This window comes from Zavarzinia compransoris, from assembly GCF_003173055.1.
Lineage (GTDB): Bacteria > Pseudomonadota > Alphaproteobacteria > Zavarziniales > Zavarziniaceae > Zavarzinia > Zavarzinia compransoris.
Genome location: NZ_QGLF01000007.1, coordinates 19,622 through 39,668 on the forward strand (window position 1 = coordinate 19,622; position 20,047 = coordinate 39,668).

Sequence of the window (20,047 nt, forward strand, 5' to 3'; positions counted from 1 at the left end):
TGAACCGGCCGGCCTGAACCGGCACCAATCCCGCATCGTGACCATCGGTGCGGGCGCCTGTCCCCCGGCGGGCGATCCGGCCCCGGTTTTCCAGCGTAAAGCCCGGCGCAGGGAGCCATAGGCATTTCGCCTGAACGCTTGGGGGAACCACAATGTCCAAATCCAATCCGGCGCGGATCAGCGGGCTTGCGCTCGCCATCGCCGCGGCCGGCGGCGCCGCGGCGCAGGCCCAGACCATCGATCTGCTGACCACCAGCGGCAATTTCCTGTCGATCGAGCAGAATGCGCCGGGCACCGTGACCTCGACCCGGACGGTCACCGGCCTTGCCGCCGGCGACAGGCTGCTCGGCATCGACTATCGCCCCGAGCGCGGCACCAACGGCTCGGGCCTGTCCTTCTCCAACAGCGTGTTCGCCTATGGCATCGGCGCGTCGGGCCAGCTTTACCGGATCAACCGGAATACCGGCGTCGCCACTTCGATCGGCAGCCTCAACGCCGGCCTGCCGTTGACCGGCACGGCCTTCGGCGTCGATTTCAATCCGGTGCCCGATCGCCTGCGCGTCAATTCGAATGCCGAGGAAAACCTGCGCATCGCCGTCGACGGCGTCGCCCCGGTCGCGATCGGCACCACGGTGGTCGACGGCGCGCTCAATGTCGGCGGCGTGGTCCAGCCGGCGAGCAGCATCGTCGGCGCCGCCTATACCAACAATGTCGAGGGGGCGACCACCACCACCCTCTATGTGATCGACAGCGGCACCGACCGTCTGCTGGTGCAGAACCCGCCGAACAGCGGCGGCCTGGACAGCAGCCAGGGCGGGCCTCTCGGCGTCAACACCAGCGAAAACGTCGGTTTCGATATCCTGACCGTCGGTTCCTCCAATATCGCCGTCGCCTCGCTCACCGATCCGGCGACCGGGCGGTCGTCGCTCTATACGATCAACCTCGCGACCGGCGCCGCCACCCTGATCGGCGCGATCGGCACCACCGCCCCGGTGGACGGCCTCGCCTTCAATACCCGGCCGGCGCAGCTCGCCAGCGGCAATGCGGCCGAGCGGGCCGTGGCCCAGGCCCTGTTCGGCTATGCCGGGACGCCGAATTCGGCCGATTTCACCAGTTTCCTCTCGACCGCCGGCCAGGTCGAACTGGGCGCCGGCGCCAGTCTCGGCGGCGAGATCTACCTCGAACTGCCCACGCTTTCGATCGCCCAGTCCCGGGCGACGGTCGATGCGGTCGCCAGCCGTCTGGCCGATCGTGACGCCGGTTCGTTCTGGATGGCGGTCATCGGCGGCGGTGCCGAGGCCGATGGCGCGCGGGGCCTGCGCGATTATGAATACGACCATGTCGGCGTCATCCTCGGCGGCGATGCGGTCGTCGGCGGCCTCACCGTCGGCGGCGCCTTCCAGCTCGGCGACGGCAGCCTGTCCCTGAAAAGCAGCGGCGACGATGCCGACCTCACCACCTATGGCTTCGTCGCCTATGCCCGCTATGCCTTCGGCGGCCTCGCGCTCGACGGCGTGCTCGGCTTCAATTCCGACAATTACGATGTTCGCCGCACCGGCGGCGCCGCGGCCAAGGTCGACGGCAACCGCTATACCGCGGGGCTGCGCGGCAGCTATGCCTTCAACCTCGGCGGCTTTTCCCTGGTGCCGGCCGCCGGCCTGACTTACGTGCGGTTCGATGCCGATCGTGCCCGCGAAACCGGTGCGGTGCCCCTCGTCGCCGATATCGGCGAGGTCGATTCGGTCACGTCGGACATCGGCTTCGAAGTGTCGCGCAGCTTTGCGATCGGCGACGGTCAGGCGATCGCACCCTATATCGGCGTCGCCTGGCAGCATGAATTCGCCGGCGAGCGCGATTATGCCGCCGGTTTCGCCCAGATCCCGAATGCCGGCAGGATCCGCCTGGCGGACGATGCGCCGAACGAGAACGCCCTGCTGGTCCGCGCCGGGTTCGACACGGTGCTGAGTGCCAAATGGTCGGTCTATGGCGGTTACCGCGGCGAATACGGCGACCGGATCACCGGCCACGACGTCCAGGGCGGCGTCCGCTACCGCTGGTAGGCCGGCCCTGCGGGAGGGGGCCATCCCCTCCCGCGTTGCCTCTCCGCTTTCGGGCGTTCCGCCTGCGGGCAAGTGGGGTTAGGCTGCGCGCGATGAAATCCGCGACGTTCTGGCGATCCCTTGCCCTCCCGTTCCTGCTGGCGCTTGCCGGCTGCGACCTTCTGTGGTCCGACCGCGACGATGTCTGGGCCGGGACGCGGGTCTATGTCCCCTGGACCGCAACCGGTGACGGGCAGGCGATCGACGCCAGCGTCCGCGATCTCATCGCGCGTGGCGGCACCGAGGGCGATCCGCTGGCGGGCCTGCTCCGCCCCGACACCCGGCTGCCGGTGATCGTGTTTCTCCATGGCTGTTCCGGCGACATGGCGGGGGTGCCCGAGCTTTTCGTGAAGAAGGGCTTTGCCGTCGTCGCGCCCTGGTCCTTTGCCCGGCCGGACCGGCCCGCGAGCTGCGGCGACGTCGGCCCCGAGACCCTGCGCTGGCGGCTCGACGAGGCGCGCTGGACCTTGGAGCGGCTGCGCGGCCTGCCCTGGGTCGACAGCCACGGCCTCGCCCTCATGGGGGCCAGCGAAGGCGGGCTCGCCGCCGCCCAATATGCCGATCTGCCGGCGGCGGTGGCGGCCGTCGTCATCATGGGCTGGACCTGCACCGACCGCGAGAACGCCGATTTCGACGGCCTGCGCGTGCCCGCCGACCGCGCCGTCTATGCCGTGGTCGGGGCGGACGACCCCCTGGTGGTCTCGGCCCGGCTGGGCGGCGATTGCGGCTATGCCCTGCGCGGCCGGGCCATGGCCCGCAACCAGGTGATCCGCGGCCTCGGCCATGCGGTGCCCGACAAGGCGGTCATCGACGATATCGCCGCCTTCATCGAGGAGGCGCGGCGACGCTGACACCCCTTGCATCGGCAGGGGTGCCGCTATTAATAATGCGTCGCAGAAGTGAGAGGCGGGCGACCTTCATCCGGCACCTGCCATGGAGGTAGGGATGATCAGCAAAACCTGGGCAATGCTGGCGGCGGTGGGCGCGCTCACCCTCGGCGCCATGGGTACCGCGGCGGCGGCGACGGACAAGGCGGCGGTTCTGAAGACCTATGGCGATATCGCCCAGGCGGTCTTCGAGGACAGCGTGACCACGGCCAAGGCCCTGAAGGCCGCGGTCGACAAGCTGGTGGCGGAACCGTCGCCGGCCAATCTCCTTGCGGCGCGCACGGCCTGGGCGGCGGCCCGCGTGCCCTACATGCAGTCGGAGGCCTATCGCTTCGGCAATGCCATCGTCGACGATTGGGAAGGCAAGGTGAATTCCTGGCCGCTGGACGAGGGGCTGATCGATTACGTCGCCCCGTCCTATGGCACCCAGTCGGACGAGAACGACTATTACACCGCCAACATCATCGCCAATAAGGACCTGAAGGCCTGCGACGACACGGATGCTTCGACCATCACCGAGGACCTGTTGCAGAACCTCCAGGGCGCGGGCGAAGTCGATGCCAATGTGGCGACCGGCTATCACGCCATCGAATTCCTGCTCTGGGGCCAGGACCTGAACGGCACCGGGCCGGGCGCCGGCAACCGCCCCTGGACCGACTATGCCAAGGGCGACGCCTGCACCAACGGCAATTGCGACCGCCGCGGCGCCTATCTGACGGTGGCGACCAAGCTGCTGGTGGACGATCTCGAATGGATGGCCAAGCAGTGGCAGCCCGAGGGCCAGGCCCGCAAGGAACTGGCGGCCAAGGGCCCGGACGGCGGCATCGGCACCATTCTCACCGGCCTCGGCAGCCTCTCCTACGGCGAACTGGGGGGCGAGCGGACCAAGCTCGGCCTGATCCTCCACGACCCGGAGGAGGAGCATGACTGCTTCTCCGACAATACCCATAATTCGCATTACTTCGACGTCCTGGGCATCATCAATGTCTACAACGCCCGCTACACGCGGGTGGACGGCAAGGTCGTGACCGGCCCGGCGCTGGCCGATCTGGTGCGCGAAGCCGATGCCAAGCTGGCCGCCGAAGTCGACGCCAAGCTGCTGGCGACCAATGCCGCCGCCACCGCGATCAAGCTGAAGGCCGAAGGCGGCGAGCATTACGACCAGCTGATCGGCGCCGGCAATGCGGAAGGCAACGGCCTGGTGCAGAAGCTGGTCGATACCCTGACCGATCAGACCAAGTCGTTCGAGCGGATCATCACCGCCCTGAAGCTGACGCCGATCCAGTTCGAAGGGTCGGACAGCCTGGACAATCCGTCCGCCGTCGCGAAGTAATCGCCGTATCGATCCTGTCGACGGGGCCGCAGCGCGGCCCCGTTCGCCATCGGGGATGTCTCGGTTGATCGGTTTCGGGCGTCTGCCGCGGCCCTTCGGGCTCGCCGTCCTGCTCGCCGTCGCGGCGCTGATCCTCGCGGCGCGCCCGCCGTTCGCCCGCGCGCTGTTCGAGCCGGGGGAGGAGAGGCCGGGCGGCGCCGCCACCGCGCTCAAGGCGCGGGACAGCCGGGCCTTCACCCATCCGTCCGCGGGCATGAGTCTGGACCGGCGGCTCGATTTCGGGCTCGGCGACGCCCTGTTCCGCAAGCGCTGGGCCTCGTCTCCCAGTTCGACCACGGCGTCCGACGGTCTCGGCCCCCTGTTCAATGCCCGCGCCTGCGAAAGCTGCCACCGCCGCGACGGCCGGGGCCAGGTGCCCGACCCGGGGGCGCCGGCAGTCTCTCTCGTTCTCCGCCTCGGCCTGCCGGGCGGCGGGGCGGAGCCGACCTATGGCCACCAGTTGCAGAATGCCGCGATCCAGGGCTTCCGCCCCGAAGGCCGCCTGACCTTGGCCTATGACGAAGTGCCGGTCGCCCTTGCCGGCGGCGAGGTCGCCAGCCTGCGCCGCCCGGCCTATGGCGTCGCCGACCTGGCGCAGGGGCCGCTGGCGCCGGATGTCCAGGTCTCGGCCCGCATCGCCCCGCCCATGATCGGCCTCGGCCTGCTGGAAGCGATCCCGGCTGCCGATATCGTCGCCCGCGCCGATCCGGACGATGCGGACGGCGACGGCATTTCCGGCCGCGCCCAGCGCCTCGGGCCCGAGGCGCGGCTCGGCCGTTTCGGCTGGAAGGCGGCCCAGCCCGATATCGCGGCCCAGGCCGCCGATGCCTTCGCCACCGACATCGGCCTGTCCACCCCCCTGATCCGCCGGTCGCGCGGCGACTGCACCGAGCGCCAGCCCGCCTGCCTGGCCGCGCCAGCCGGCGACGACCCGGCCGAAGGGGTGGAGGTCACGGCCCGCATGTTCGACCTGACCGTCTTCTACGCCCGCCATCTGGCGGTGCCGGCAAGGCCCGCCGCCCGCGACCCCGAGGTTCTGGCCGGCAAGGCCCTGTTCCTGGCCGCCGGTTGCAGCGCCTGCCATGTCCCCGCCTGGGTGACCGGGCGGGACGGGGTCGATCCCGAACTGGCCGGCCAGCGCATCTATCCCTATACCGACCTCCTGCTGCACGACATGGGCCCCGGCCTTGCCGACGGCAAGGCGGAGGGCGAGGCCGCCGGGGCGGAATGGCGCACCCCGCCGCTGTGGGGCATCGGCTTGACCGCCGAGGTCGGCGGGCGTACCGAATTCCTGCACGACGGCCGCGCCCGCAATCTCATCGAAGCCATCCTCTGGCATGGCGGCGAGGCGGAACGGGCGCGGGACGCCGTCATCGCCCTTTCGCCGGCCGAGCGGGCGCGGCTGATCACTTTCCTGCAGTCCCTGTAACGGAGCGCTGCCCATGCGCGAATGGCTGAAGATCCTGACCTTGGCCTCCCTCCTGGCCGGGCCGCCCGCCCTTGCCCGGGCCGACGACGAGGCGGAGGGCCCGGCCCTTTCCGCCGAGGCGGCGGCGGCCCTCGCGGCGATGAACGGCGCCATCGTCGATCGCCATGTCCTGCCCGCCTTCACGCGCCTCGCCGCCGCCGCCGCCGCCCTCGAGGCCGGGGCCGCGGCCTTCTGCCGCGCCCCGGACGAGGCCGGCCTCGACCGCCTGCGGGCGCTTTACGCCGATGCCTCCGACGGTTGGCAGGGCGTGCAGCATCTTCGCTTCGGGCCGCTCGAACTCTTCATGCGGTCGTCGCGGCTGATGTTCTGGCCCGACCCGCGCGACAGTGTCGGCCGCCAGCTCGCCGACCTGCTCGGCAAGGGCGATGCCGCCCAGTTCCGGCCGGACGCGCTGGAAAAGCTGAGCGTCTCGATCCAGGGCCTGCCCGCCCTCGAACGCCTGCTCTATGGCGACGACGCGGGCCTGCTCCTGGCCGGCAACGGCGATGCGGCGCTGCGCTGTGCCGCGGCGGCGGGCATCGCCGCCAATATCGCGCGCCAGGCGGCGGGCGTGCTTGCCGACTGGCAGGGCGGCAGCGTCGCCTATGCCGCCATGCTCAAAGCCGCCGGCGGGGGCAACGAATATTACCGCACTCCGCAGGAGGCGGCGGTGGAACTGTTCAAATCCCTGCATCTCGCCGTCGAGATGGTGGCGGACCGCAAGCTGTCCCGGGCCCTGGGCGACCGGCCGGGCGGGGCCAAGCCGCGCCTGCTGGAACAATGGCGCAGCGGCCGCTCGCTGGCCAATATCCGGATCGACCTTGCCGCCGCCCTCGATCTCTGGCGTTCCGGCATGGGCGATGTGGTCAAGGCGCGCGATGCCGTCCTTGCCGCCAAGGTCGACAAGGCGCTGGCCGATCTCGTCGCCGCGGCCGCCGCGATCGAGGGGCCGCTGGACAAGGCCCTGACCGATGCCGGACAGCGGCCCCGCCTGGTCGCGCTGGTCGCCGATGCCGGCGCCGCCAAGGCCCTGCTCGCCAACGAGGTGGCGCCGGCGCTGGGCATTCCGGTCGGCTTCAACGCGCTCGACGGGGATTGATCATGGCTGTCCGCGTTACCAGGCGCCGGGGCCTCGGCCTCATGGCGGCGGCGCTGGCCTTCGCGCGCCGGCCGGTCCTGGCCGCCCCTGCGGCGCCGCGCTGGTTCGGCACCCGGCTGACCGGCGCCGGCGCCGCCTTCGCCACCGCCTTCGACGATGCGGGCCGGGCGGTGATCGACCTGCCCCTGCCGGCGCGCGGCCACGGCGTCGCCGTCAGCCCCGACCGCGGCCATGCGGTGGTTATCGGCCGCCGGCCGGGCACCTTCGCCCTGGCGGTGCGGCTGGCGGACGGGGCAGTGGTCGCCCGCGCCGAAGCGGCGGCCGGACGGCATTTCTGCGGCCACGGCATTCACGGCGCCGACGGTCGCCTGTTCTTCGCCACCGAGACCGATTTCGAGGGGGAGCGCGGCCTGATCGGCGTCTATGACGTCGCCGAGGGCTATCGCCGGGTCGCGGAATGGGAGAGCGGCGGCCTCGATCCCCACGATGTCCGCCTGCTGCCCGGCGGGCGGCTGATCGCGGTCGCCAACGGCGGCATCCTGACCCATCCGGACGCGCCGGGGGCGAAGCTCAACCTGGACGAGATGGACTCGTCCCTCAGCCTGATCGACGTGGCGAGCGGCGCGATCGTCCACCAGTACCGGCTGGCGCCGGACCTGTTCCAGCTTTCCATCCGCCATCTCGCGATCGGGGCGGACGGCAGCGTCGCCTTCGCCATGCAGTCGGAAGGGCCGGCGGACCGTCTCGTGCCCCTCGGCGGCGTGCTGCGCCCCGACGGCACGGTGCAATTGCTGGAGATGCCGCGCACCGCCCTGGCCGATCTGCGGCAATATTGCGGCAGTCTGGCCAGCGACGCGGCGGGCCGGCATTTCGGCATGACCAGCCCGCGCGGCGGCAGCGCCGCCTTCTTCGCCTATGACGACGGCCGCTATCTCGGCAGCCGGTCGCTGTCCGACGTCTGCCCCATCGCCGCCGATCCGGCGCAGCCCGGCCGCTTCTATATCGCCGGCGGCCATGGCGGGATCGCGGTGGTCGGCCCGGGCGAGACCCGCCGCCTCGACGGCGACCTGGCCCGGACCGCGCTGTGGGACAATCACATGGCCCTGGTCAGCGCCCCTCAGTCGACGACGTGGTAGCCGCCGTCGACATAGGCGATATTGCCCGTGACCCCGGTCGAGAAATCGCTGACGAGGCCGGCGGCGATGGCGCCGACCTCGGCGATGTCGACCAGGCGCCGCGCCGGGGCGCGGCTGCGGGCCGCCTCGATCAGGTCGTCGAAATGATCGATGCCGGACGCCGCCCGCGTCTTCAGCGGCCCCGGTGACAGGGCGTTAACCCGGATCCCCCGGGGCCCCAGCTCGGCGGCGAGATAGCGCACGCTGGCTTCCAGCGCCGCCTTCACCGGGCCCATGACGTTGTAATGGTCGACCACTTTCTCGCTGCCGTAATAGCTGACGGTCAGCAGGCAGCCGCCCCGGTCCATCAGCGGTTCCGCCAGCCGGGCCATGCGGATGAAGGAATGGACCGAGACGTCCATGGCGGTGGCGAAGCCCTGGCGCGAGGAATCGACCACCCGCCCGTGCAGGTCTTCCTTGGGGCAGAAGGCGATCGAATGCAGCAGGAAGTCGAGCCGGCCCCAGCGGGCGCGGATCGCCTCGAACACCGCCTCCAGCGCCGCGTCGTCGGTCACGTCGAGGGGCAGGAGCAGGGCGGCGCCGACCTCTTCCGCCACCGGCCGGACATGGGCCAGGGCGCGCTCGTTCAGGTGGGTGACCGCCAGTTCCGCCCCGGCGGCGCGGAACAGCCGGGCGCAGCCGGCGGCGATGGACGAGCCGTTGGCGATGCCGGTGACGAGCCCGACCTTGCCCGCCAGCAGGCCGGCCAGGGGTTCAGGATTGATGGACATAGGACCCCGGGGCCTCCTCGATCGCCGCATAGCCCGCATCCGCATTGCCGAGGGGCGGGGGCGCCACCCGCGGGCGGTCGGCCTGCAAACCCTCGATCCAGCCGGCCCAGGCCGGCCACCACGAGCCGTCGCGGCGCGGCGCCTGCTGTTCGAAACGCTCGGGATCGACATGGGCGTCGGTCGCCAGCCGGTGGCCGATCTGGTAGTGGCGGCGCGGGTTTTCCGGCCCGGCCACGATGCCGGCGTTATGGCCGCCGCTGGTCAGCAGGAAGGTGACGTCGGTATCGGTCAATTGGTTGATCTTGTAGACGGAACGCCAGGGCGCCACATGGTCGGTCACCGTGCCGACCGCGAACACCGGCACCCGGATGTCGGTCAGGGCCACCGTATGCTCGCCGACCTTGAACTGGGCGCGGGCCAGTTCATTGTCGAGGAACAGGTGGCGCAGGTATTCGCTGTGCATGCGGAAGGGCATCCGCGTCGCATCCGCATTCCACGACATGAGGTCGATCAGCTTCTCGCGCTGGCCGAGCAGGTAGTCGTGGATCAGCCGCGACCAGATCAGGTCGTTGGAGCGCAGCAATTGGAACGCCCCGGCCATCTGCCCGGTTTCGAGGAAGCCGCGCTGCCACATCATGTCTTCGAGGAAGGTGACCTGGCTTTCGTTGATGAAGAGGGCGATCTCGCCCGGTTCGGTGAAATCGGTCTGGGCCGCGAGCAGGGTGAGCGAGGCGAGGCGCCGGTCGCCGTCCCGCGCCATGGCGGCGGCGGCGATCGACAGCAGGGTGCCGCCCAGGCAATAGCCGGCGGCATGGATCTTCTCGCCCGGCACGATGGCGCTGACGGCATCGAGGGCGGCCATGACCCCCAATTGCCGGTAATCGTCGAGCCCGAGGTCGCGGTCGCCGCCGTCCGGGTTCTTCCAGGAAATGATGAAGACCGTGTGGCCCCGCCCGGTCAGGTAGCGCACCAGCGAATTCTGGGCCGAGAGGTCCAGGATGTAATATTTCATGATCCAGGCCGGCACGATCAGGATCGGCTCGGCCTGCACCGTCTCGGTCGCCGGGGCATATTGGATCACCTCGGCCAGGCGGTTGCGCAGGATCACCTTGCCCGGCGTCGCCGCGAGATCGACGCCGACCTTGAAGTCGTCGCCCGCCGCCCGCTCGTGGGATAGCTGGCGGCCCAGGTCTTCGAGGAAATTCTGCGCCCCCCGCAGCAGGTTGGCCCCGCCTTGCAGGATCGTCTGTTCGAGGACGACCGGGTTGGTGAGCGGCGTGTTCGAAGGCGCGGCCATGTCCAGCAATTGCCGGGTGACGAAGGCGACGACGTCGCTGTGCTGGCGGGTGACGCCGCGCACGCTGGTGGTCGCCTCGTGCCACCATTGTTCGGTCAGCAGGAAGCTCTGGGACCACAGGTTGAAGGGAAAGCGTTCCCAGGCCGGGGCGTCGAACCGGTGGTCGCCCTTCTGGGCCTGGGCCGGATGGGTGGCGCCCGATTCCGGCTCGGTCATGCAGTGGAGGCCGAAGCGCAGCAGGTTGGCGGCGCCGGTCAGGCCCTTTTCCACCAGTTCGATCTGCTTGCCCGGCGAGCCCGCGAGATGCAGCCCCCAATCGGTGAAGGCGCCCAGCAGGGCGACCGGCGAAATGCCCCCGGTCAGCCGCGCCGCGGCGGATTTCGCCTTGCGGTCGAGGGTCGAGGTGAAGGCTCCGTCCATCGTCTACTCCGGATACTTGGCAGGTCGGCCGTTGTTGCGGCGCGATGGTGCGCTTTGAATGCAGCGCATCATTGACATGGATCATAGAGGAAAAGCGGTGGCATGATGATGTCATGCCTTAAGGGTTGCGGTCCGGTCGGAAGTGGGATGTCGGTATGTCCAGGGCGTTGCGGGTATTGATCGTGGTCGCGCTGGCGGCGGCTTTGGGTGTCGGCGGCTATTTCTACTGGCGCCATGTCCAGGCGGGCAGCCTGCCGGCGGGAATCGCCGGGGCCAACGGCCGGCTCGAAGCCGATCAGGTGGATGTCTCGACCAAGATGGCCGGCCGCGTCGTCGAAATCCTGGCGCGCGAGGGCGATTTCGTCGCCCGGGGCGCGGTGATCGCCCGCATGGACCGGGCGGAACTCGATGCCCAGGTCGCCGGCGCCGCCGCCCAGGTGGTGCAGGCGGAAAAGGCGGCCGCCGCCGCCGCGGCCAATGTCGCCCAGGCGGAAAGCCAGCAGGCCTTGGCCCGCCAGGAGTTCGAGCGGGCCGAAAGCCTGCAGCGGCGCGGCTTCCAATCGATCGAGGTGCTGGACCAGCGCCGGGCCCAGCTGGCGGCGGCGGAAGCCGCGGTCGCGGCGGCGCGGGCGACCGAAGCCCAGGCGACGGCGGCGATCGATACCGCCAAGGCCGGCCTCGACCGGCTGAAGACGCTGGCCGCCGATACCGAACTGGTGGCGCCGCGCGCCGGCCGGGTGCAATACCGGCTGGCGGAACCGGGCGAGGTGCTGGCCGCCGGCGCCCGCGTCGTCACCCTGCTCGATGTCGGCGAAGTCTATATGACCATCTATCTGCCGGCGGCCCAGGCCGGGCGGCTGGCGGTCGGCGGCGAGGCGCGGCTGGTGCTGGACCCGGTGCCCGATCTCGTCATCCCCGCCGCCGTCTCCTTCGTATCCGCCGAGGCCCAGTTCACGCCGAATGCGGTCGAAACCCGCGACGAGCGCGACAAGCTGATGTTCAAGGTGAAGCTGCGCATCGATCCCGCCCTGCTCGACGCCCACCGCGAACAGGTGAAGACCGGGGTTCGGGGCATGGGCTATGTCCGCTACGACGCCGGCGTGCCCTGGCCGGCGCAACTGGACGTGAGGCTGTCGAAGTGACCGCAGCGGTCGCGCGGCTGGCGGGGGTCGCGCACCGCTACGGCGCGGTCGCGGCGCTGCGCGGGGTCGATCTCGCCATTCCCGCCGGCGGCATGGCCGGGCTGATCGGGCCGGACGGGGTCGGCAAGTCGACCCTGCTCGCCCTGGTCGCCGGGGTCAGGCGCGGCCAGGCCGGCACCGTCGAGGTCCTGGGCGGCGACATCGCCCGCCGCCGCCACCGCCGGCATTGCCTGACCCGCATCGCCTATATGCCCCAGGGGCTGGGCCGCAATCTCTATCCCACCCTCTCGATCCGCGAGAACCTGGATTTCTTCGGCCGCCTGTTCGGCCAGCCGGCGGCGGAACGGGCGGCGCGCATCGCCGAACTGGTGGCGGCGACCGGGCTCGCCCCCTTCATCGACCGGCCGGCGGGCAAGCTGTCGGGCGGGATGAAGCAGAAGCTCTCGCTCTGCTGCGCGCTGATCCATGACCCGGATCTCCTGATCCTGGACGAGCCGACCACCGGCGTCGATCCGCTGTCGCGGCGCCAGTTCTGGGACTTGATCGATCGCATCCGGGCCCGCCGCCCGGGCATGAGCACGCTGGTCGCCACCGCCTATATGGAGGAGGCGGAACGCTTCGACTGGATCGCCGCCATGGACGACGGCCGGGTGCTGGCGACCGGAAAGCCGGCCGACCTGCTGCGCGAGACCGGCTGCACCACGCTGGAGGCCGCCTTCATCCGCCTGCTGCCGGCGGAACGATCGGCGGCGGCGGGCGTCACCGTGCCGCCGCGCGGCGGGGACGAGGCCGCCGTCGCCATCGAGGCGACGGATCTCACCTGCCGGTTCGGCGCCTTCACCGCCGTCGACCATGTCTCCTTCAGGATCGAGAAGGGGGAGATTTTCGGCTTCCTCGGCTCGAACGGCTGCGGCAAGACCACGACGATGAAAATGCTGACCGGCCTTCTCGCCCCCAGCGAGGGCGAGGCGCGCCTGTTCGGCCAGCCCCTGGATGCGGGCGACATGGCGACAAGGCGGCGCGTCGGCTATATGTCGCAGGCCTTCTCGCTCTATGGCGAATTGACCGTGCGCCAGAACCTGGACCTGCACGCCCGCCTGTTCCACCTGGGCGCGGCGGGGCCGGCGCGGGTGGCGGCGGTGATCGGCGATTTCGACCTGGCCGAGGTCGCGGACAAGCTGCCGGACGACCTGCCGCTCGGCATCCGCCAGCGCCTGCAACTGGCCGCCGCCGTGCTGCACGAGCCGGACATGCTGATCCTGGACGAGCCGACCTCGGGCGTCGATCCGGTCGCCCGCGACCAGTTCTGGCGCTATCTCGTCGACCTCGCCCGGGGCAAGGGCGTCACCATCTTCATCTCCACCCATTTCATGAACGAGGCGGAACGCTGCGACCGCATCTCCCTGATGCATGCGGGCAAGGTGCTGGCGGTGGGCACGCCCGCCGATCTCGCCGCCTCGAAAGGGCGGGCGCGGCTGGAGGATGCCTTCATCGCCTATCTCGAAGCGGCGGCCGGCCCCGCGGCCGTCGACGCCCCGGCACCGCCGGCCGAGGCGGCGGGGGCTGCCGCGGCCGGGGGGCAATTGTTCTCGCGCCGGCGCTGGTGGGCCTATGCGCGGCGCGAGGCGATGGAAATCCTGCGCGATCCGATCCGCCTCGCCTTCGCGCTCTTCGCCCCCGTCCTGCTGATGATCACCTTCGGCTACGGCATTTCCTTCGACGTCGAGGATCTGCCCTACGGCGTCTTCGACCAGGACCGGAGCCGGGAAAGCCGCGCCGTCCTCGAAGCCTTCGAGGGCAGCCGCGCCTTCGCCCCGGCGATCGCGCTGGCCGATCCGGCCGCGGCCGAGGCCGCGCTCCGCGACGGCACCCTGAAATTCGTGGTCGAAGTGCCGCACGGCTTCGGCCGCGACGTCCTGGCCGGGCGCCGGCCGGAACTGGCGGTCTGGATCGACGGCGCCATGCCGTTCCGGGCCGAGACCACGCGCGCCTACGTCCAGGCGGCGCTGGCCGCGCGTATGGCGGCGATCGCCCAGGACCTGGGCGCGCCGCTGTCCGGCGATGCCTTCGCCGTGGTCGGCCGCTTCCGCTACAACCAATCGTTCAAGAGCGCGCCGGCCATCGTCCCCGGCGTCATCATGCTGATGCTGGTGCTGATCCCGGCGATGATGACGGCGGTCGGCGTGGTGCGGGAGAAGGAGACCGGCTCGATCGCCAATTTCCGCGCGACCCCGGTCACCCGCTTCGAATTCCTGACCGGCAAGCAGGCGCCCTATGTGGCGATCGCCGCGGTCAGTTTCGCCATGATGCTCGTGCTCGCCGTCCTGCTGTTCGGCGTGCCGGTGAAGGGTTCCCTGGCGGCGCTGGTCGGCGGCACTTTCCTTTACCTGCTGGCGACGACCGGCTTTGGCCTGCTGATTTCCGCCTTCACCCGGTCGCAGCTGGCGGCGATCTTCGCCACCGCCATCGTCGCCATCATCCCGGCGGTGAATTTCTCCGGGCTCATGGTGCCGGTCTCCTCGCTGTCCGGGGGCGGGCGGCTGTTCGGCGTCGCCTTTCCCGCCGGCTGGTACCAGCAGATCAGCGTCGGCACCTTCACCAAGTCGCTCGGCCTCGGCGATCTCTGGGCCGATCATGCCATGCTGGCGGTCTTCGCCGTCGCCTTCATCGTCGCGGCCATGGCCTTCCTCTCGAAGCGGGAACGCTGAGATGAAACAGCGCCTCGCCACCATCTTCCGCCTCGGGGTCAAGGAACTGCGCTCGCTGCGTGCCGATCCGGTGATGCTGTTCCTCGTCTTCTACACATTCACCGTCGCGATCTATACGGTCGCGACCGGGGCCCGTTTCGACGTGCACGACGCCGCCGTCGCGATCGTCGACGAGGACGGCTCCGCCCTGTCGCGGGCACTTGCCGATGCGATCCGGCCGCCGCAGTTCAAGCCGGCGGTGCCCCTCGGCGCCGAGGCGATCGACCGGGCGATGGACGAGGGGCGTTTCGTCTTCGTCATCGATATCCCGCCCCGCTTCGAGGCCGATGTCCTTGCCGGCCGGCGGCCCGAGATCCAGATCAACGTCGATGCGACGGCCATGACCCAGGCCGGCAACGGCCTCGCCTATCTGCGCGGGGTGATCGCCGACACGGTGGGCGACCGCCTGCGGCGCGAGGCGCCGGCGCCCGACGGCGCGGTCGCCGTGATCACCAGGGCGCGCTTCAACCCCAATCTCGCCTCCGAATGGTTCACGCCGGTGATGCAGGTGATCAACAACATCACCATCCTGACCGTGATCCTGACCGGCGCCGCCTTCATCCGCGAGCGCGAGCACGGCACCATCGAGCATCTCCTGGTCATGCCGGTCCGCCCGATCGACATCATGCTGGCCAAGATCTGGGCCAACGGGCTGGTGATCGTGCTGGCGGCGGCGCTGTCCCTGCTGGTCGTGGTCGAGCGGCTGCTGGGCGTGCCCCTGGCGGGCTCGCTCGTCCTCTTCCTGGCCTTGGCCGTGGTCTATGAATTCTCGGTCGCGACCATGGGCATCCTGCTGGCCACCTTCACCTCGTCGATGCCGCAGTTCGGCCTGCTCGCCCTGCCGATCCTGATCATGATGAACCTCCTCTCCGGCAGCACCACGCCGATGGAAAGCATGCCGGCCTGGCTCCAGGGCGTGATGCAGCTTTCGCCCTCGACCCATTTCGTCGCGGCGGCCCAGGCGATCCTCTATCGCGGCGCCGGGATCGGCGTGGTCTGGCCGGTGCTGCTGGTGCTCGCCATCATCGGCGCCGCCTATTTCGCCATCGCCGCCCGGCGCTTCCGCCGCACCCTGGCCAGCCTCGGCGGCTGAGTCTCGAAGGCCGGGGTCAGGACAGGACCCCGGTCTCGCGGGCTTTGGCGATGGCGGCGGTGCGGGTGCGCACCCCCAGCTTGCCGAAGATATTGTGCAGGTGCCATTTCACCGTGGGCACGGCGACCAGCATGCGTTCCGCGATTTCCGCATTCTTCAGGCCGCTGGCGGCAAGGCTCAGGACTTTGATCTCGCCGCTGGTCAGGGCTTCGATCGGCATGTCGGCGACCGCCGCGGCCGAGGCCGGGGGCTGGTCCGGCACCGCGCAGGCCTTGGCGATCGCCTCGGCCACGGCAAGGCAGCCGGGGTCGCCGCCGCCGCCCAGCCGCCGCACATGGTCGAGCAGCAGGGGGGCGAGCGGCCGCAGCAGTGCGGCATCGTCGAGAAAGCTGCGATAGAGGCCGCGCGGCGCCGTGCGCTCGATCGCGGCCCAGACCGTCTTCAGCGCGGCGCCGGCATCGCCCTCGTCGACCTGGGCCGCGGCCTTCAGCACCGAGGCCCGGGCCCAGACGCGCAGCCGGCGCGAGGCCAGGGACTGGGCGAGAATGGGGCCGAGCAGGGCGAGGCCGGCGCGGCTGTCGCCCTCGGCGATGTGACGCCGGGCGACCGCAAGGCGCAGGCGCTCCAGGGTCGAGGGGGAGTGGCGGGCGTCGCCGTCGGCGAGAATGTCCAGTTCGGTCAGTTCGCCGTCGAACTGCACCGCCCGCCGGTCGTCCGGCTGGCGCAGCACGGTTTCGATCCGGGCCAGGCGCAGGTGGCTGCGGGCACGGTTGCCGAAGCGCCGCTCGATCGTGTGCTCCGCCTCGCGCGACAGGGTGAGGGCGGCGACCGCCCCGGCCTCGAGTTCGCGCAGCCGGATGGCGGTCTCGAGGCCGGCCATGGCGGTTTCGGTCACGCCGTGGCGCAAGCCCTCGACCAGGTTGCGTTCGAGCACCTGGGCCGCGGCCTGGGTCTGGCCGGTCTCGTAGAGGCATTCCGCGCGCACCAGTTCGCAGGTGCGCCGGATCGCACCCTGGCAGCCGGTATGGGCCAGGGCGCGTTCCATTTCGGCCAGGGCCTGCGCCGGGTTGCCGCCGTCGAGCGCCAGCAGGCCGGCGATGATCGCGATCCAGGTGTGGAGATAGGCGCTGTCGCTGCGCGCGGCATCGCCCCGCGCCTGGTCGAGGGCGACATTGGCCTTGACCGGGTCGAGCAGGGCATTGCAGGCCAGGGCCAGCGCCAGGGCGGCGATCACCCGGTCCATGGTGCGGGCGCTGCGGTAATCCGTCAGCCAGCGGCCGGCCTCAGCGCGGACGAGGTCGAAATCGTCGTAACCGAAGGCGACCAGCAGGCGCAGCAGTTGCATGCGTGCCTTGTCGTCGCCGTTCATGGTGGCGAGGCTGGGCGAATGTTCCAGCAGGTGGGCGGTATCGGCGCGGTCGCCCTGGAAGGCCCGGCCCCGGCCGACGCGAAAGGCGCTTTCCGGGGTCAGGGTGACGGCGGCCGGCAATTCCTCGCCGCGCAGCGGGATGGGCTGGGGCCCTTGCGGCCGGTTGCCCGCCCGCTCCAGCCAGCGGGCGGCGCGGTCGGCCTGCCCGGCCCGCAGCCAGCAGCGCGCGGCGGCGATACCGTCGCCGCGGCGCTCGAACCAGATCGCGGCCCTCTCCAGCAGGTGCTGGCAGCGCTGCGGCTGTTCCCGCCGCAGGCGGGCGAGAAGATAGTCGCGGAACAGGGGATGCAGGCGCAGGTCTTCGCTGTTGCCGCCGGCGAAGGCGACGAAGGGGCAGGTATCGGTCAGCGCCTCGAATGTGTCGATCGGGCCGCTGTCCAGCAGTTCGGCGATCAATTCGGCCGGGGCCGTGCCGATCGGGCCGAGAATGGTGGCGGCGGCGCGCGGGGCCGGCGGCAGTTCCTCCAGGCAGCGGTCGAACAGTGCCTCGAATGCCGGGCTGGCGCCGGACAGATCGGCGGCGATGGCGGCGAGGCTTTCGCCGGCGCGGTGCCGGCGCACCGCCATCTGCAGCGCCAGCGGCCAGCCCCCCGTCCGCTCCAGCAGCCGGGCCAGGCCCTGTTCCTCGTCGGCACTCAGGGGGCCGGGAAACAATTGCACCGCTTCCTCGGCGGTGAAGGCCAGCGCCTCCATGCCGAAATCGGCCAGCTTGCTGTCCAGCATCGGGCTGCCCAACCCGCAGCGCAGCTTGAAGCGCGAGGCGACGACGACCCGGATCTCGCCCCGGCCGCCGTGCAGCAGGTCGACGATCAGGGCGCGCTGGGGCTTGTGGTCGGCAAGGTCGAAATCGTCGACGATGAAGGTGACCGGCGCATTCGCCGCCGCCGCCCGGTTCAGCAGGGCGGCCAGCATGCTGTCGGGACAGCGGGCGTCCTGCCCGGTCGCCAGTTCGACGGCGCGGCGCACCGAGGCGGCGAAATGCGCGGCTTCGCCATCGGGGCCGGCACAGGCGATGACGACGGCAGGCTGGCGCAGGCGGCGGCATTCCCGCTCGACGGCGGCAAGCGCCGTGGTCTTGCCCGTGCCTTCGGGCCCGACCAGGGTGGTGATCAGGTTGTTGTTCGCCGCCGCGATCAGCTGGCGTTCCAGGCGGGGCCGGGCGACGACGCCGTCGGCGGTGCCCGCACCCGGGTCCCGGCGCAGGGCGGGCTGAAGGGCTTCTGACCCGAATCGATGTGCGCGCAGTTCAACGGCAGGACGCGCCCCGCCCTCCATGTCGGCGAATGCCATTTCCCCCTCCCACGACCCTGCCCGCGTGTTGGCGGGGGGCCTTGTTGTCGTTATCCGGCGGCCGGAACCGCCGGTGAGCGGAATGCCCTACTTTTGATGGGCTGTTCCGTTTCCGCACCGCGGACCCCGGCGGGCGGGGAGGCGGGGGAAATCCCTTATGAAACAAAATCATATTTGAAATACCGTTTTAATCAAGTGCTCGGAATCGCCAAAATGAGCGATGAAACCGCCTCGGCGAAAGTCCCATTATGGGGGCGAAGCGCCCGGCGGGCCCTGGCTTCACCCATCCTTTGACTGGCAGGGTTTTTCGCCGCCCCCACCTAGTCTTGCCCTCGACCGCGGTCGAACCGCGACCCGGAACCAAAGAACGACAAAAACCTCGGGATATCAGGGGGGAAGATGAAGAAGATCGCCACGGCCGTTGCCGGCCTTGCCGCCATCCTTGCGAGCGGCGCCGCCTTGGCCAAGGTGCCGCAGGCCGAGGCCGACCGCCTGGGCCGCGACCTGACGCCGGTGGGGGCCGTCAAGGCCGGCAATGCGGACGGCGGCATCCCGGCCTATGACGGGGGCCTGACCAAGCCGCCCGCCGGCTATTCGCCCGGCATGCATCTGGTCGATCCCTTCGCCGGCGACAAGCCTACGGCGACGATTACCGCCCAGAACGCGGCGCAATATGCGGCCAAGCTCACCGCCGGCCAGCAGGCCATGCTGAAGCTCTATCCGAACTTCAAGATGCCGGTCTACCCGACCCGGCGCTCCTGCTCGCTGCCCGAACGGGTCTATGAGGCGACCAAGAAGAATGCGGTCACGGCGACCATGACCGAGGACCAGAACGGGCTGAACGACGCCCTGCTCGGCGTGCCGTTCCCGATCCCGCAGAACGGGGTCGAGGCGATCTGGAACCACCGCCTGCGCTATCGCGGCTTCAAGTTCCGCCGTTTCTTCGGCTCGGCCGCGGTGAACGGCAATGGTTCCTACATCATGTTCAAGAACCAGGACGAGGGCATCATCCATTACTCCGGCCCCGGCCGCGCCCAGATCGGCGACGTCAGCGATATCAAGCAGCTGAACAATATCGGCATTTCCTATCTGAACATCACCACGGCGCCCGCCCGCCTGGCCGGCTCCATCATCCTGGTGCACGACACCATCAATGCGAAGGAACTGCCGCGCCAGGCCTGGCAGTACAATCCGGGCACCCGCCGGGTGCTGCGCGCCCCCGAACTGTCCTATGCCAATCCGCTGATCAACACGGACGGTCTCGCGACCACAGACCAGTTCGACATGTATAACGGCGCCACCGACCGCTATAGCTTCGACCTGAAGCCGAAGCAGGAACTCTACCTCGGCTACAACGCCTATAAGCTCGCCTCCGACAAGGTCAGCTACAAGGAAATCCTGACCCCGAACCACCTGAACCAGGACTTCGCGCGTTACGAGCTGCACCGCGCGGTGGTGGTCGACGCCAAGCTGAAGGAAGGCGCCCAGCACGTCTATGCCCGCCGGGTCTTCTACCTCGACGAGGACAGCTGGAACATCGTCTCGGCCGATCTCTACGATACCCGCGGCGAGTTGTGGCGGGTCCAGGACGGGCCGATGATCAATTACTACGACCTGCCGCTGTGCTCGTCGGCGCTCGAGGTGACCTACGACCTGCAGTCGGGCCGCTATGTCGTCTTCGGCCTGAAGAACGAGGAAAAGATGCTGGATTGGAATGCCGGCAATGTCGATCCCTCGAATTTCACCCCGGACGCCATCCGCCGTCTGGGCCAGCGCTGAGACGGGGCAGGGGGCGATC

At 70.1% G+C, this 20,047-nt stretch carries 13 protein-coding genes; 10 read left to right on the forward strand and 3 right to left on the reverse strand.

The features are described from left to right. Positions 1-152: 152 nt before the first annotated feature. The 6 genes from DKG75_RS20720 to DKG75_RS20745 all read left to right on the forward strand — a co-directional run bounded on the left by DKG75_RS20720 (position 153) and on the right by DKG75_RS20745 (position 8,061). Positions 153-2,060, forward strand: a complete 1,908-nt coding sequence (locus tag DKG75_RS20720) for a DUF4394 domain-containing protein (protein WP_109923101.1) — start codon at positions 153-155, stop codon at positions 2,058-2,060. 92 nt (positions 2,061-2,152) lie between these two features. Next, entirely contained in the window at positions 2,153-2,950 is a 798-nt protein-coding gene (locus DKG75_RS20725) for a dienelactone hydrolase family protein (protein ID WP_109923102.1), read from the forward strand. A 94-nt stretch (positions 2,951-3,044) separates the two neighbouring features. Then, positions 3,045-4,319, forward strand: coding sequence for an imelysin family protein (locus tag DKG75_RS20730; RefSeq protein ID WP_243746625.1), 1,275 nt, complete (start codon positions 3,045-3,047; stop codon positions 4,317-4,319). 64 nt (positions 4,320-4,383) lie between these two features. Beyond that, complete coding sequence (locus tag DKG75_RS20735; RefSeq protein WP_243746623.1) at positions 4,384-5,787, forward strand: di-heme oxidoreductase family protein; 1,404 nt, start codon at positions 4,384-4,386, stop codon at positions 5,785-5,787. A gap of 13 nt (positions 5,788-5,800) precedes the next feature. Further along, positions 5,801-6,925: an imelysin family protein gene (locus tag DKG75_RS20740; RefSeq protein WP_109923105.1), complete on the forward strand. Its 1,125-nt coding sequence runs from the start codon at positions 5,801-5,803 to the stop codon at positions 6,923-6,925. Between the two features lie 2 nt (positions 6,926-6,927). Then, positions 6,928-8,061 (forward strand): DUF1513 domain-containing protein, encoded by a 1,134-nt coding sequence (locus DKG75_RS20745; protein WP_109923106.1) that lies wholly within the window; start codon positions 6,928-6,930, stop codon positions 8,059-8,061. On the opposite strand, the gene fabI is transcribed toward DKG75_RS20745, so the two are convergent. Then, positions 8,043-8,831 (reverse strand): enoyl-ACP reductase FabI, encoded by a 789-nt coding sequence (gene fabI / locus DKG75_RS20750; RefSeq protein ID WP_109923107.1) that lies wholly within the window; start codon positions 8,829-8,831, stop codon positions 8,043-8,045. The two genes, DKG75_RS20745 and fabI, sit on opposite strands and share 19 nt — an antisense overlap. Then, positions 8,815-10,548, reverse strand: a complete 1,734-nt coding sequence (locus DKG75_RS20755; protein ID WP_109923108.1) for a PHA/PHB synthase family protein — start codon at positions 10,546-10,548, stop codon at positions 8,815-8,817. Before DKG75_RS20755 ends, fabI begins: the two co-directional genes overlap by 17 nt. A gap of 155 nt (positions 10,549-10,703) precedes the next feature. On the opposite strand from DKG75_RS20755, the gene DKG75_RS20760 reads away from it, so the two are divergent. From DKG75_RS20760 to DKG75_RS20770, 3 genes are read left to right on the forward strand one after another with little or no spacing between them, the layout of a single operon-like run. Further along, a complete protein-coding gene (locus DKG75_RS20760; protein WP_109923109.1) occupies positions 10,704-11,690 on the forward strand; it encodes an HlyD family secretion protein in 987 nt (328 codons plus the stop codon). Then, positions 11,687-14,398: a ribosome-associated ATPase/putative transporter RbbA gene (rbbA, locus tag DKG75_RS20765; protein ID WP_109923110.1), complete on the forward strand. Its 2,712-nt coding sequence runs from the start codon at positions 11,687-11,689 to the stop codon at positions 14,396-14,398. The genes DKG75_RS20760 and rbbA overlap by 4 nt, the downstream gene beginning before the upstream one ends. Position 14,399: 1 nt before the next feature. Continuing rightward, positions 14,400-15,530 carry an ABC transporter permease gene (locus DKG75_RS20770; protein ID WP_109923111.1) on the forward strand — a complete coding sequence of 377 codons (1,131 nt, stop codon included), beginning with the start codon at positions 14,400-14,402 and terminating at the stop codon, positions 15,528-15,530. A gap of 16 nt (positions 15,531-15,546) precedes the next feature. Here the strand turns inward: DKG75_RS20770 and DKG75_RS20775 are convergent, their stop codons facing one another. Further along, a complete protein-coding gene (locus DKG75_RS20775; protein ID WP_109923112.1) occupies positions 15,547-18,249 on the reverse strand; it encodes a helix-turn-helix transcriptional regulator in 2,703 nt (900 codons plus the stop codon). 399 nt (positions 18,250-18,648) lie between these two features. Between DKG75_RS20775 and DKG75_RS20780 the strand changes: the two genes are divergently transcribed. Beyond that, entirely contained in the window at positions 18,649-20,028 is a 1,380-nt protein-coding gene (locus DKG75_RS20780) for a DUF1329 domain-containing protein (RefSeq protein WP_109923113.1), read from the forward strand. Positions 20,029-20,047: the final 19 nt, after the last annotated feature.

Excerpts from the sequence above, each read along its gene's own strand:
- fabI (WP_109923107.1), bottom strand. The coding sequence starts at position 8,831 with ATGTCCATCAATCCTGAACCCCTGGCCGGCCTGCTGGCGGGCAAGGTC.
- DKG75_RS20745 (WP_109923106.1), top strand. The coding sequence starts at position 6,928 with ATGGCTGTCCGCGTTACCAGGCGCCGGGGCCTCGGCCTCATGGCGGCG.
- DKG75_RS20755 (WP_109923108.1), bottom strand. The coding sequence starts at position 10,548 with ATGGACGGAGCCTTCACCTCGACCCTCGACCGCAAGGCGAAATCCGCC.
- DKG75_RS20730 (WP_243746625.1), top strand. The coding sequence starts at position 3,045 with ATGATCAGCAAAACCTGGGCAATGCTGGCGGCGGTGGGCGCGCTCACC.
- DKG75_RS20760 (WP_109923109.1), top strand. The coding sequence starts at position 10,704 with ATGTCCAGGGCGTTGCGGGTATTGATCGTGGTCGCGCTGGCGGCGGCT.
- DKG75_RS20720 (WP_109923101.1), top strand. The coding sequence starts at position 153 with ATGTCCAAATCCAATCCGGCGCGGATCAGCGGGCTTGCGCTCGCCATC.
- DKG75_RS20725 (WP_109923102.1), top strand. The coding sequence starts at position 2,153 with ATGAAATCCGCGACGTTCTGGCGATCCCTTGCCCTCCCGTTCCTGCTG.
- DKG75_RS20770 (WP_109923111.1), top strand. The coding sequence starts at position 14,400 with ATGAAACAGCGCCTCGCCACCATCTTCCGCCTCGGGGTCAAGGAACTG.
- DKG75_RS20780 (WP_109923113.1), top strand. The coding sequence starts at position 18,649 with ATGAAGAAGATCGCCACGGCCGTTGCCGGCCTTGCCGCCATCCTTGCG.
- DKG75_RS20740 (WP_109923105.1), top strand. The coding sequence starts at position 5,801 with ATGCGCGAATGGCTGAAGATCCTGACCTTGGCCTCCCTCCTGGCCGGG.
- DKG75_RS20775 (WP_109923112.1), bottom strand. The coding sequence starts at position 18,249 with ATGGCATTCGCCGACATGGAGGGCGGGGCGCGTCCTGCCGTTGAACTG.